13 protein-coding genes are annotated in these 13,671 nt (G+C 43.3%); 10 read left to right on the forward strand and 3 right to left on the reverse strand.

Annotation, left to right across the window (positions count from 1 at the left end; all coding sequences use genetic code 11):
• Positions 1-271: 271 nt before the first annotated feature.
• The 5 genes from recR to BLS59_RS07190 all read left to right on the forward strand — a co-directional run bounded on the left by recR (position 272) and on the right by BLS59_RS07190 (position 3,255).
• Positions 272-889, forward strand: a complete 618-nt coding sequence (recR, locus tag BLS59_RS07175; protein ID WP_091146849.1) for a recombination mediator RecR — start codon at positions 272-274, stop codon at positions 887-889.
• 3 nt (positions 890-892) lie between these two features.
• A complete protein-coding gene (locus BLS59_RS07180; protein WP_091146852.1) occupies positions 893-1,729 on the forward strand; it encodes a glycosyltransferase family 2 protein in 837 nt (278 codons plus the stop codon).
• On the forward strand, positions 1,713-2,528 hold the full coding sequence (locus BLS59_RS07185) for an SDR family oxidoreductase (RefSeq protein WP_091146856.1): 816 nt from the start codon (positions 1,713-1,715) through the stop codon (positions 2,526-2,528). The genes BLS59_RS07180 and BLS59_RS07185 overlap by 17 nt, the downstream gene beginning before the upstream one ends.
• A 79-nt stretch (positions 2,529-2,607) precedes the next feature.
• Complete coding sequence (locus BLS59_RS31515; RefSeq protein WP_162842576.1) at positions 2,608-2,772, forward strand: hypothetical protein; 165 nt, start codon at positions 2,608-2,610, stop codon at positions 2,770-2,772.
• A gap of 3 nt (positions 2,773-2,775) precedes the next feature.
• Positions 2,776-3,255 carry a hypothetical protein gene (locus tag BLS59_RS07190; RefSeq protein WP_091146859.1) on the forward strand — a complete coding sequence of 160 codons (480 nt, stop codon included), beginning with the start codon at positions 2,776-2,778 and terminating at the stop codon, positions 3,253-3,255.
• A 41-nt stretch (positions 3,256-3,296) separates the two neighbouring features.
• On the opposite strand, the gene BLS59_RS07195 is transcribed toward BLS59_RS07190, so the two are convergent.
• Entirely contained in the window at positions 3,297-4,241 is a 945-nt protein-coding gene (locus BLS59_RS07195; protein ID WP_091146863.1) for an ion channel, read from the reverse strand.
• Positions 4,242-4,761: 520 nt separating this feature from the next.
• Between BLS59_RS07195 and trpD the strand changes: the two genes are divergently transcribed.
• The 4 genes from trpD (at position 4,762) to trpA (ending at position 8,432) form a co-directional block, all read left to right on the forward strand.
• Positions 4,762-5,751 (forward strand): anthranilate phosphoribosyltransferase, encoded by a 990-nt coding sequence (trpD, locus tag BLS59_RS07200; protein ID WP_091146866.1) that lies wholly within the window; start codon positions 4,762-4,764, stop codon positions 5,749-5,751.
• 1 nt (position 5,752) lies between these two features.
• Positions 5,753-6,382 (forward strand): phosphoribosylanthranilate isomerase, encoded by a 630-nt coding sequence (locus tag BLS59_RS07205; RefSeq protein ID WP_091146870.1) that lies wholly within the window; start codon positions 5,753-5,755, stop codon positions 6,380-6,382.
• Positions 6,379-7,560, forward strand: a complete 1,182-nt coding sequence (trpB, locus tag BLS59_RS07210; RefSeq protein ID WP_091146873.1) for a tryptophan synthase subunit beta — start codon at positions 6,379-6,381, stop codon at positions 7,558-7,560. The genes BLS59_RS07205 and trpB overlap by 4 nt, the downstream gene beginning before the upstream one ends.
• Positions 7,561-7,631: 71 nt before the next feature.
• Complete coding sequence (trpA, locus tag BLS59_RS07215; protein ID WP_240315168.1) at positions 7,632-8,432, forward strand: tryptophan synthase subunit alpha; 801 nt, start codon at positions 7,632-7,634, stop codon at positions 8,430-8,432.
• A 105-nt stretch (positions 8,433-8,537) separates the two neighbouring features.
• Here trpA and BLS59_RS07220 read toward each other — a convergent pair whose 3' ends face one another.
• The gene (locus BLS59_RS07220; protein ID WP_091146877.1) at positions 8,538-9,158 is read right to left on the reverse strand and encodes an L-threonylcarbamoyladenylate synthase; all 621 of its coding nucleotides are present in this window, start codon (positions 9,156-9,158) and stop codon (positions 8,538-8,540) included.
• A gap of 125 nt (positions 9,159-9,283) precedes the next feature.
• On the reverse strand, positions 9,284-10,132 hold the full coding sequence (locus tag BLS59_RS07225; RefSeq protein WP_240315169.1) for a ThuA domain-containing protein: 849 nt from the start codon (positions 10,130-10,132) through the stop codon (positions 9,284-9,286).
• Between the two features lie 354 nt (positions 10,133-10,486).
• Between BLS59_RS07225 and BLS59_RS07230 the strand changes: the two genes are divergently transcribed.
• Entirely contained in the window at positions 10,487-13,315 is a 2,829-nt protein-coding gene (locus BLS59_RS07230) for a TolB family protein (RefSeq protein WP_091146880.1), read from the forward strand.
• The last annotated feature ends 356 nt before the right edge of the window (positions 13,316-13,671 follow it).

A 13,671-nucleotide genomic window follows, 5' to 3' on the forward strand; every position in this document is an offset into this window, starting at 1 on the left:
AAGTCCGAAAGTCCGTAAGTTTTTTAAAGGTGCTTATAATATGTAAAATACGCAAATTGATGAATTATGTAGAATTGAAAAATATAGTATCACACTTTGTCATCCTGAGCGGAGCGAAGGATCTATTATGCGATTTGCATAGTTTGAATTGCATGGTTACGAATAGATCCTTCGCTCCGCTCAGGATGACAAAGAGTTTAAAACAGTATCCTGTTAGTTTTTTAATAAATCCCCGCTTTTGCACATCCCCACTATTCATTAACTTCGCACAATGAATTTTTCGTCGAAGTTGCTGGAGAATGCTGTTGCGGAGTTTGCTAAGTTGCCGGGTGTGGGTCAAAAAACTGCCCTGCGCTTGGTTTTGCACCTGCTTAACCAGGACAAGCAGGAAGTAGAGCGCTTTAGTACCACCATCAGTAAGCTGCGCAACGAAATACAGTTTTGCGCTGTTTGTCATAACATCTCCGATAGTTCAAAATGCGAGATCTGTACCTCGCACAAACGCGATCATAGTCTTATTTGCGTGGTTGAAGATACCCGCGATGTAATGGCTATTGAAAATACCAACCAATATAACGGTGTATATCATGTGTTAGGTGGCTTAATATCGCCAATGGATGGTGTTGGACCGTCGGACTTACAGGTAGATACCCTGGTAGAGCGGTTAAAGTTAAATGAAACAAAAGAGATTATTTTTGCCCTTAGCGCTACCATGGAGGGCGATACCACGTTATTCTACCTACACAAAAGAGTAAAAAATTTCAATATCCCTGTATCAACCATTGCTCGTGGCATAGCTTTTGGTGGTGAGTTGGAGTACGTTGATGAGATCACCCTCGGGCGGTCCATTGCTACACGTGTTCCGTATGAAAACTCATTGTCAAAGTAAGGTATGAAGCTCTCGGTTATCATTGTAAATTACAACACCTGTGATATGCTCAGGATTGCGCTCAATTCAGTGATAAGAGCCGCTTTGGGCATTAATTACGAGGTTTTTGTGGTTGACAATGCCTCTACAGATAAGTCGGTAGAGATGTTGAGGGTTGAGTTTCCTGATATTAAGGTAATCACCAGCCCTACCAATGAGGGAATAGCCAGGGCTTATAACCATGCCATAAAGCTTACAACCGGAGAGTATATTTTAATGGTCAGTGCGGATACAATTACAGGCAAAAAAACAATTGAGAAGTCGCTGGCTTTTATGGATATGCATACCGATGCCGGGGGATTAGGCGTACGCATGATAACTCCCGACGGCCGTTTCCTGGAAGAATCAAAACATGGCTTTACCAAACCCTGGGCAATCTTTTTTAAACTAACCGGGCTTGCTAAATATTTTTCCAAATCGCGCCTTACCGATGTGCAGCGTAAGGACTGGGTAGAGGAGTTTCAAACTTCAGAATCTGACGTGCTGAACGGTGCCTTTATGCTGATGCGCAAGGAAGCCATAAACAAAGTGGGCCTCATAGATGAGCGTTTTCATACTTATGGCTACGATATTGACCTTAGCTACCGCATAAGGCTGGCCGGATACAAAAACTACTACTTCCCCAAAACATATATCATTAATTTCAATATACAGGGCAAGCCTAAATTAAGCTGGTTATACATTAAGGAATTTTATGGTGCGATGATTATCTTCGCCACCAAATATTTATTTAAGGTGCCCGAAATAAAGATGGAGGGCATGCCGCAGCTATTCCCGTCCACGTATGAAGTTAAAGGATAAAATTATTGTTATAACCGGCGCCTCCTCTGGCATCGGTAAATCACTTGCTAACGAATGTGCCAAACGCGGCGCCAATGTTGTATTGGCGGCCCGCCAATATGTAACCCTTTGCGAAATTACCCAGCAGTTGGAAAGTCGTTACCAGGTAAAGGCCTTAGCTATTCAATGCGACGTTACTATAGAAGAAGATTGCGCCCAACTTATTAAACAAACACTTACCACCTTCGGCCGTATTGATGTGCTTATCAATAATGCAGGCATTAGTATGCGGGCACTGTTTAAAGATGTGGATTTGAAAGTGTTGAAATCACTCATGGATGTGAACTTTTGGGGAACTGTATACTGCACCAAATATGCCCTGCCCGAAATTACCAAAACCAAGGGCAGCATAGTTGGGGTATCGTCTATTGCGGGTTATAAAGGTTTGCCTGGTCGTGCAGGCTATTCGGCATCAAAATTTGCAATGAATGGCTTTTTGGATGCCCTGCGGGTAGAGAACCTTAAAACTGGTGTACATATCCTTACCGCCTGCCCGGGCTTCACCACTTCAAACATCAGGAATACGGCTTTGAATAAAGAAGGCGTATCACAAAGGGAAAGCACCCTCGAAGAAAATAAAATGATGAGCAGCGACGAGGTAGCCGCCATTATTGTTGATGGCATAGAAAACCGGAGCCGCACCCTTATCATGACCTTGCAAGGGAAGCTAACCGTGTTACTCAGCAAGTTATTACCCGCATTTTTGGATAAAATGGTTTATAATGTATTTGCTAAGGAACGGGATCCGTTGTTGAAGTAGTCATTAAGTCATTGAAAAAGCTTGAGCGACTTAGGGTGTATTGCTAATCGACTACATTTTGTTTAAATTTGATATCAGCATGGAGAAAAATAAACTAACGCTTAGCGAGGCCGAAATAGAACTTATAAAAGAGGGTCTGAGGCGCACCTATAAAGAGCGGTTTGAAATGGCTACGCGCTTATTTAAAGCCCAGCAAACCATGAATAAGGCGTCCATATCACATAAACCTTTTATCAGCAAGTAATTTGTGGATGTTTTTGACGAGGATATCTTAAATTTTTGGAAAGCGCTTCAGGATTATGATGTGCAATATATTATGATTGGGGGGTATGCTATAAACCTTCATGGTTACCAGCGTTTTACCGGTGATTTAGATATTTGGTTAAAGGATACTGTTGCAAACCGCAAGCAACTACGCAAAACATTTATCGATTGCAATATGGGTGATTATCCTATGATTGAAAACATGCAATTTGTTGTCGGCTGGACAGATTTTCACTTGAATAACAATTTTCGCCTTGATATTCTTACAGAAATGAAGGGATTGGAAGATTATACCTTTGATGAGTGTTTGTCCATGGCTTCAATAGCAGAAATTGAAGGAGTACGCATCCCTTTTCTACATATTAATCAGCTAATCAAAAATAAACAAGTCATTAACAGGCCAAAAGATCAGATAGATGTTATCGCACTTGAGCAAATACGCAAATTGAGGGATGAGTTGTAACGGAATGTTGAACCAAATCTTTAACGTTTAATCAAACTCATTTACCCCACCATCTCATAATCACTTATCTTACTCAAATCCAAAACTACCTGCCCGCCTGTATTTCTGTCAAAAACAGGTTTGAATTTGGCGCCCCATACCACGTCAGAGTATATATAGGATGTGCGTGAGTGTATGGTTTGTGAAAAGGTATCATCGAAGGTTTTAAGCATAACCGACAGACTGGCCTGTGTTTTTTCCAATTCTTCCTGAGTCATGTCTTTTAGGGGGCTGTTTTCATCAAGGGGATGTACAACGGTCCAGTTAAGGGTGAGGATACTTACAGATTTACGTTCCAGTTCCAGTGGGAAAAACTTGCGGATCGCCTTGCCGTTCACTTCTTCGTTGTAGCCAAAAACAACCTCCATTTCCAGGTCAATCAATATATTGCGCCTTAAATTAGCCAGGCGGAACATTAAGCCCCAGCCATTGCCGCGGTAGGGAGCAACCAGCACTTTTTCGCTATATAAAATTTTGGCCGATGGACGCGAGAAACGCCCATAAAGCAAACCCGTTGCCAGCGCAAAGGCCAGTAAACCCATCATGGATTCAATGGCGGCCACGCTGTTGGCTATCATCCCCCGCGGACTGATGTGCCCATAACCAACGGTAGATATGGTTTGAGCCGAAAAAAAGAAGGCATCCATAAACCTGTCGAACCCGGTATTGCCGCTTTTACCGTCAAGTACGTCGGGACCAAGCGAAACGTATAAGCATGCGAAAAGGATATTTACAATAAAGTACCCGGTAAAAACTATCACCCAAAACTTTCGCCAGCTCATGGTAATAAGCGAGTGGTAGTTATTTGAGGTGCTGAAAAAAGGCAACCCGGTACGCTTTACGTTAATGGAGCCATCCTTATTGATCACCGGCTGGCTTTTCATCACCGGCTGTGTACCAAAGCCCAGATCATCCTCGGGATTTATTTTTTCTTTATGTATGGCCATGCTGCCTAATTATTGATTTAGTGAATTACTGAATTATTGATTTGAGTTGCAAATACGCTATTTTCATAATTCAGTAAAGCAATATATTGATGTCGTTTAATTAGTGAATTACTGAATTATTGATTTGAGTTGCAAATGCGCTATTTTCATAATTCAGTAAAGCAATATATTGATGTTAATAGTTCATTACAAAGATTCATTAATTTTTAATTCAATAATTCAGTGAATCAATAATTCGATAATTCAAATTTATCTGTTTGTTTTTATAAAAACTATTTCCATATTTGTGGCACAAATGAAAATGAACACATTAAACAATAACTGGTGGTGGCTTAACGAGATATCGTAAGGCAATTCCGTTTTTGTTTTTTTCAAAATAATATTCAGAAGGGTTGCCAATACGGTAACCCTTTTTTTGTGGCCAGGCCCCCCGACCCCCTAAAGGGGGAGGGTTAAAACAAAATGGCTCAATGATAAATTAACAATTTAAAAAAGTACCCCCTTTAGGGGGCCAGGGGGCATGAAACAGATATTAAACCATCTTTTTGAACACAAAACATTCAGCAGGCAGCAGTCTAAAGAAATTTTGATGAACATAGCGCAGGGAAAATACAACAACTCGCAAATGGCAGCATTTATGACGGCCTATTGTATGCGCAGTATCACTGTTGATGAACTGGAAGGTTTCCGCGATGCGATGCTGGAGCTTTGCCTGCCCATCGACCTGCAAACCGGCGAACTTATTGATCTTTGCGGCACCGGCGGCGATGGCAAGGATACTTTCAATATATCAACCCTTGCGTCGTTTGTGGTTGCGGGTGCGGGTTACAAGGTGGCCAAGCATGGTAACTACGGCGTATCATCGGGCTGCGGATCATCAAACGTGATGGAGCACCTCGGTTACCATTTTACTAACGATACGGATACGCTGAGAAGGGGGATAGACCAGGCCAATATTTGCTTTTTACATGCGCCCTTGTTTCACCCTGCCATGAAAACCGTTGCACCCATCCGCAGGGAACTGGGCGTTAAAACGTTTTTTAATATGCTGGGGCCACTGGTTAATCCCGCCAAACCAGAGAATCAGCTGGTAGGGGTATTTAACCTGGAACTGGCAAGGGTTTATGCCTACCTGTACCAAAAATCTACCACTAAATATACTATAGTAAATGCGCTGGAGGGCTATGATGAAATTTCGCTTACCTGCGATTTCAAAACATTTTCTGCCGAAGGTGAAAAGATAAATACAGTTGAAGGTTTGGGGTTTGAAAAGCTGAACCCATCAGAAATTACCGGCGGCGATACCGTTGCGGCATCGGCAAAAATATTTACCGATGTTTTAAACGGCGATGGTACTTTTGCGCAAAACAATGTAGTGCTGTCAAACGCGGCGCTGGCTATTAAAACAATCGGCCCCGAGAAATCTTTTGCCGATTGTTATTACGAAGCCGAAGAGGCCCTCATAAATAAAAAGGCATTGGACAGTTTTAACGTTTTATTACAAAACTAAAATGGTTATTAAAGTGTGCGGCCTAAAACAGCCCGATAATATTAAAGCCGTAGCCGCCCTAAAGCCGGACTATATGGGCTTTATTTGTTACGGCCCATCGCCACGCTATATTAATGCCCTACCGGCTGATGCACTGGAAACCATCCCGGCTAATATTCATAAAACCGGGGTTTTTGTGAACGAAACCGCAGATAACATAACCCTGCTGATCAGTAAATATGGTTTTGATACCATACAGCTGCACGGCGACGAAAGCCCGGAATTTTGCGAGGCGTTTAAAGGGCAGGTAACGGTTTTTAAAGCATTTGGAGTTAATAATGATTTTGACTTTACTAAGTTGAATGATTACGTGAACAAAGCAGACTATTTTCTGTTCGATACCAAAACCGCAGGTTACGGCGGCTCGGGCCAAACGTTTGACTGGGGTATTTTAAATAATTACCAGTTGGATGTACCCTTCTTTTTATCGGGCGGTATAAGTCTGGATAATTTGGACGAAGTAAAGCAGATAACACACCCTCAGTTTTATGGGGTTGATTTAAACAGCCGTTTTGAAACAGAACCGGGCATAAAAAGCATACAGAAACTGGAACAAGCATTTGACATCATCAAAAAACAATATAACAGATGAAATACGGAGTTAACGAGCATGGTTATTACGGCGATTTTGGCGGCGCCTACATCCCCGAAATGCTGTATCCAAACGTTGAGGAATTACGACAAAAATATATCAGCATCATTAACGATCCCGACTTTAAGGCCGAATTTGATGATCTGCTAAAGAATTACGTTGGCCGCCCATCGCCGTTGTACCATGCAAAAAGGTATTCGGAAAAATATGGCGCCAATATATTTTTCAAGCGCGAGGACCTGAACCATACTGGCTCGCACAAGATAAATAATGCCATTGGGCAAATACTTTTGGCAAAGCGATTAGGAAAAAAACGCATCATTGCCGAAACCGGTGCCGGGCAGCATGGTGTTGCCACTGCCACGGTTTGCGCCCTTATGGGTATTGAATGCGTGGTTTACATGGGCGAAATTGACATGGCCCGCCAGGCACCCAACGTATCGCGCATGAAAATGCTTGGTGCTACGGTAAGGCCCGCATCATCTGGCAGTAAAACGCTCAAGGATGCCACTAACGAGGCCCTGCGCGATTGGATAGGCAACCCGGTTGATACACATTACATCATCGGTTCGGTAGTTGGGCCGTATCCATATCCCGATATGGTAGCGCGTTTCCAATCCATCATATCCGAAGAAACTAAAAAACAATTGGTTGAGCATACCGGGAAACAATTGCCCGAGTATGTGCTGGCCTGCGTAGGCGGCGGCAGTAATGCTATGGGCATGTTCTACCATTTTTTGGATGATGAGGATGTAAAACTGGTTGCTGTTGAAGCTGCCGGCAAAGGTGTTGATAGCGGCGAATCTGCAGCTACTACATTTTTGGGGCAAGAGGGTGTATTGCACGGCAGTCGTACCATACTGATGCAAACACCAGACGGGCAGGTTGTTGAGCCTTATTCCATTTCGGCAGGGTTAGATTATCCTGGTATTGGTCCGCAGCACGCGCACCTGTACAAGATAAACCGTGCCCAATACGTAAGCGTTACTGATGATGAAGCGATGAAGGCAGGCTTGCTTTGCTCGCAGATGGAGGGTATTATCCCCGCAATTGAATCATCGCACGCACTGGCTCAACTGGAGAAAATGACCTTCAAACCCGATGATAACGTAGTGATCTGCCTTTCGGGCAGGGGCGATAAGGATTTGGATACGTATATAAAATATTTCGGCTACTAAATAAAAGTTCATGGTTCATGGATAATTGTTCATGGATCATTGCAAAAAATAAATAACACAGGATTGCTACTATGAACAATGAACCATTAACCATGAACAGTTCAAACCGCTTAAACCAGCTATTCGCAACAAAAAAGGATAATCTTTTATCCATATACTATACGGCGGGATACCCGGCCTTGAATACCGCCGTTGATATTGCCGAGGCTTTGGAAAAAGCCGGTGCCGATTTCCTGGAGATAGGTTTCCCATATTCAGATCCTGTTGCTGATGGGCCAACCATTCAGCATAGCTCAGAGCAAGCTTTGGAAAATGGCATGACCCTTAACCTGCTGTTTGAAGAGCTGGAGCAATTGCGCAAGCGTGTAACCATCCCTATTTTACTGATGGGTTATTTTAACCCGATACTGCAATACGGCATTGAGCGTTTTTGCAAAAAAGCTGCCGAACTCGGCGTAGATGGCGTTATAGTACCCGATTTGCCGATGTATGAGTACGAAGCGCTGTACGCCAACTACTTTATTGACAACAACCTGAGTAATATATTCCTGGTTACCCCGCAAACCTCTAACGACCGTATTCGCAAGATTGATGAATTGAGCAATAGCTTTATTTACCTGCTTTCGTCGTCGTCCATAACCGGTGGCAGTTTGCAAATGACCAATAATATTGAGGATTACTACAAGCGCATTAAAGGCATGGAGCTTAAAAATCCAACTATTATAGGTTTCGGAATTTCTGATAATAATACCTTCAAACAGGCCTGCGCTTACGCCAACGGTGCAATTGTGGGCAGTAAATTTGTGAAATTACTGGCCGAAGATGGCTATATGGAGAAAATTCCAGCATTTATTAAAGGGATAAGGCCTTGATAGGAAAGGGACAAAGGATTTTGTGACAAAAGATAAAAGATTCTTATTTGTACATTTTAAGTCCTTAATCCTTTGTCCAAAAATCTTTAATCCCTTTTTAATTAATTACAAATACATTTCCAGATCGCCTTTACCTTCGCGGATAATTTCAAAGTCGCCGTTAGTGCAGTCAACTACCGTTGAGGCTATATTGTCGCCGTAGCCGCCATCAATAACCATATCAACCAGGTTTTCGTATTTCTCGTAAATCAGTTCCGGATCAGTTGAATATTCAATGATCTCGTCATCATCCTTAATAGATGTTGACAGTATGGGGTTACCCAAAGCCTTTACAATTTCACGGGCAATATCATTGTCCGGCACCCTTATACCTACCGTTTTTTTGTTGGAGCTCAGGAGCTTGGGCGCCATGTGGCTGGCATTGAATATAAAGGTGAACGGCCCCGGCAATGCCTTTTTCAACACCCGGAAAGTGGTGTTGTCAATAGGTTTAATATAATCAGAAATGTGACTGAGATCATAGCAGATAAAGGAAAAATTGGCCTTTTCGGGTTTAATGTTCCTGATCTTGCAGATGGCTTCAATGGCCCGGTGATTGGTGATGTCGCAGCCAAGTCCGTAAACGGTATCGGTAGGGTAAATGATCAATCCGCCCTTGCGTAAAACCTCCACCACCTGTTCAATGGCTTTCGGGTTCGGATTTTCGGGATAAATTTTAATGAGCATAATATATGTAAGGCATTGGCTTCTAATAATTTGAATATTGAAAAGTCTGCACTTGTTCTAAGTAAAAGTATTCTGTTATTAAACCGTTAATGTGGTTTACTGTTTTGTTTCGGTAAATATATAAACTACTTTTTGCCCCTTCCTAACCACAACAAAGTATTAATAAGCAACTGATTTTGAATATCGTTGTCAAACGTATGCGATAGGGTTTTATTCGTACCGCCATCATAATCCATATCATTATGGCCCATGTTAAAATACACCATGCGGTAATTTTTGTTGGTCCACACAACGGGATAGTAGCCGCTATGCCATATTTCTTCGGGTTTGGGGCCGTTACCCAGCGGGAAACTGGTTGAATCTATCGACAGTAATATTTTTATATCCGGGTTTTTGCGCAGATCGTGCTCCCAGCGGTACCATTCGTTAGGCTGCGATTTAAAGGTAACCGGCAATCCTTTGGTAACCGGATGTTTGGCGTCCTCTACCCGCAATATGGCCGAGGTTGGGTGCCAGGTATTGCTAACATATTGGCCCGAACCCAGGAACTCGTTATGAAACCAATCCCAATTCTGCGGATAATCCGACGGCGTAAGCGCGAAAGCCGAGAAATGGAAACCCATCCATGCGCCGCCCTTTTTCATGTATTGCTCAAACGCCTGCCTTTGGGCGGGAACATCGGGCCGGGTATCTAAAAATAGCACCACCTGGTATTTCGCCAAAAATTTGGCATTCATATTATTCCAGTTACTGGTAGAATCATAGGTGAAATTATATTTACGGCCCAACTCGGGGAAGCGTTTGTTGGCCTCGTGCACAAAACTGATGTGGGCTTTGTCTTCCCGGCCGGTATAAAATGCTATCACCTTAAATGGTTTATTACCCTGCGCGTTCAGCCTGTTAAAACTTAATAATAACATACAGCCGGTAATGGAAAACACGATAAATTTGAGGCGATTATTGCTGATACTCATGGTTATAATAGGTTTGGTGCGACTATAAAACTACGTGATTTTTACCGAATGTGCATTTTTAATGGGTTTTATTATCCTCAACAAAAAAACAGCCGCTGCATTGCTGCAAGCGGCTGCGCCTAAGTTATAATCCCTTAATTAAATAACTTATTATCGTTGTCGGCACTGTTTTTTGTAGCGCCAATGTGCTTATTGGTTTAGGTATGTCAAAGATAAAAGGCGGCGATGTGATAACCGGCAGGGATATTACGCAATCGCTATGCGGAATTTACGGAAATTGTACTCGTGGTTGCTATACGGTTTAAGCGATGCACCCGTTGTAATAGTTGTAAATTGTACCTACTTTCAACCTTAATGAATAAGCCTTTTAACACCCGTTATATTTTACCAAAATTGTTGCTGCCGTTGCTTTTATGTACGGCAAGTATGGCCGGTGCGCAGCAGTTTGGTGGTAACCCGCCATCTATTAAATGGAAACAGGTTAATATACCGGCGGCCAGGGTTATTTTCCCTGCTGGGATGGATTCTACAGGTGTTGAGGTGGCTAATATCATCCGGCAAATGAATGGGCTGGTAAAGGCAACCATAGGCAATAAACAGCGGCAGGTGAGTATAGTGCTGCAAAACCAAACTACTATTGCTAATGGCTATGTAGGTTTAGCCCCTTTCCGCAGTGAGTTTTATTTAACACCCGATCAAAATAGTCTTGAACTGGGCAGCCTCCCCTGGCCGCAGCAATTGGCCATTCACGAGTTTAGGCATGTGCAGCAGTATAATAATTTTAATGTGGGGCTGTCGCGTGTTTTGCGGGTGCTTTTTGGCGAGGGCGGACAGGCTTTGGGGAACGACCTATCTGTACCCAACTGGTTTTTTGAGGGCGATGCCGTTTATAACGAAACCCATGTAAGCGAGCAGGGCAGGGGGCGCATCCCATTCTTTTTTAACGAGTACAGGGCGCTTTGGGCAGGCGATAAGAATTATAGCTTTATGAAGCTGCGTAACGGCTCATACAGGGATTATGTACCTGACCACTACCCGCTTGGCTATATGCTGGTGGCTTATGGCAGGCAAAAGTATGGCGACGATATATGGCGAAGCATTACCCATGATGCCGCAGCCTTTAGCGGTGGGTTTTATCCTTTTCAAAGGGCTGTAAAGAAATATACCGGCGAAGATTTTAAAACCTATCGCAATGAAGCGCTTGACCATTTTAAAAAAGAATTTAATGACGATGTAAATAAAACGGCCACCAAACACTTTGATGCCGACAGGGAGTACCCAGCCTATGTGCATGACAGTACCCTCATTTACATGAAAAGTACCTATAACCACATCCCGGCATTCTTTATAAAAACCGGTGATAAAGAACGACGGATCAGCACCCGTTCCTCCTCGCTTGATAGTTATTTTGCCTATAATAATGGCAAGGTAGTTTATGCCAGCTATCGCCCGGATGCACGCTGGGGCTATCGTGATTACAGCGAATTGATGTTGCTGGATATTAATACAGGGCAGGAGCATCGCATTACCCGTAAAACAAAATACTTTTCGCCGGCCTTTAATGCCGATGGCAGCAAAATAATAACCGTACAGGTTGGTCCAACAGGTAAAAGCGAACTACATATTTTAAATACCGACGGTAAAGGCGCCGTTAATGTGATCCCTAACCCCGATAAGCTGTTTTACACCTATCCCAAGTTTTACGGCAACGATGAGGTAATATCGGCAGTAAGGAATACCGAGGGCAAAATGTCACTGGCGCTCATTGCTGTTAAAACGGGACAAGCCCGCTACCTGTTGCCTTTTACCTATAAGCCCATTGGTTTTACAGCAATTAAGGGCGATACCGTCTATTTTACAGGTATCTCCGGTAATAACGAACGACTTTTTGCGCTATTTATAAATACCAATAAATTTTATGAACTGCTGCCGACAGGTAATAACGACGGTGTTGGCAGTTATCAGCCTGCTTTGGGCAGCCATAAACTGGCCTGGGTAGGCTTTAGCGCTACCGGTTATAAAATAAATGAGGCCGATAATAAGAATCTGAAATGGATTGATGCCAACTATGCAAGTCCGCTGCCCAATATGGGGATTACGGCCCTGGCCAAAGATTCATCGGCGGATATGCTGGCAACCGTGGTTGATAAAGCATTACCCGTTACCAGTTACTCAAAGGCACATGGATTGTTCAACTTTCATAGCCTGATCCCCAATATCAGCGATCCTAATTATTCGTTTGCGATATCGGGAGAGAATGTGCTGAATACTTTTCAATCCGAACTTTCTTTTGATTATAACACCAACGAGCATTACAAACAGTTTAGTTTCGATGCCATTTATGGCGCGCTGTTCCCCTACATAGATGCCGGGGTTGATTACACGCTGGACAGGCGCCAGTTTTTCCGGGGTAACTACGTGTACTGGAATGAAACCAAACTGCATGGCGGTTTGGAAGTCCCGCTGAGTTTCTCAGCAGGGAAGCACTCCACGGGGTTAACCTTCGGCAGCGATTTTTACTATAACCGCATCAGTTTTCAGCCGAGTACCTTTGTTAAAACCACTGATAGGAGCATTACCTATCTCAATAATTATATCGCCTTCAGTAACCAAACGCAACAGGCCCGGCAAGATATCTATCCGCAACTGGCGCAAAGCATCAGCCTTAATTATAAATCGACGGTTACGGGTGGCAGTGCTACGCAGTTACTGGCAACGGGTACGTTTTATTTCCCCGGTTTGTTTACCAGCCACAGCTTTGTAATTAATGTGGCCCATCAGCAAAAAGGCAAGGACAATGTGGTTGGTTTCTCCAATGATTTCCCGTTCAGCAAAGGCTACAGCGCCGAAAGTTTGGATGAGATGAACAAAGTTGGCTTTAATTATCACTTCCCTATAGCTTATCCCGACGCCGGTTTTGGCAACATCGTTTACCTGATGCGCTTACGCGGAAACCTGTTTTTTGACTATACCCGCGCAACTGCCGACAAGTTTTTTGCCGATGGCAGCAACTTTAAACAAAACTTCCGCTCCGCAGGCGGAGGCCTCTTTTTCGATACCAAATGGTTCAACCAAAACAGCATATCCTTCGGCGTAAGGTACAGCCGCCTGCTTGATGACGATATTTTCGGCGGCACAGGCCGTAACAGGATTGAATTGGTGTTACCGGTGACGTTCTTTTAGGGAGTAAGGACTTTGGGAGCAAGGAGAGTAAGGACTTTTGGAACAAGGAGTAAGGACAAAAATACGTCATTACGAGGGAGGAACGACGAAGCAATCTCTACGGAAGCAAAGCAGTTATGCAAATCCGCCTTGCATAGCTTAGAGATTGAAAAGACTAAATTTTATAAAAGTTTGTCATTTCGATAGAGCAAACGCGGGTAAAAGTGCGAGGGGGCGAAAGAGAAATCTTCTGCTGGATACAGAGCCACATTACATTTTGTAGAAGATTTTTCGCTACGCTCAAGAGATAAGTTTCTCCTCGTACTTCGTATCGAAATGACAAATTTTAGTTTTCCCAATACTCCCGTTATACTTAG

This window comes from Mucilaginibacter pineti, assembly GCF_900101875.1.
Lineage (GTDB): Bacteria > Bacteroidota > Bacteroidia > Sphingobacteriales > Sphingobacteriaceae > Mucilaginibacter > Mucilaginibacter pineti.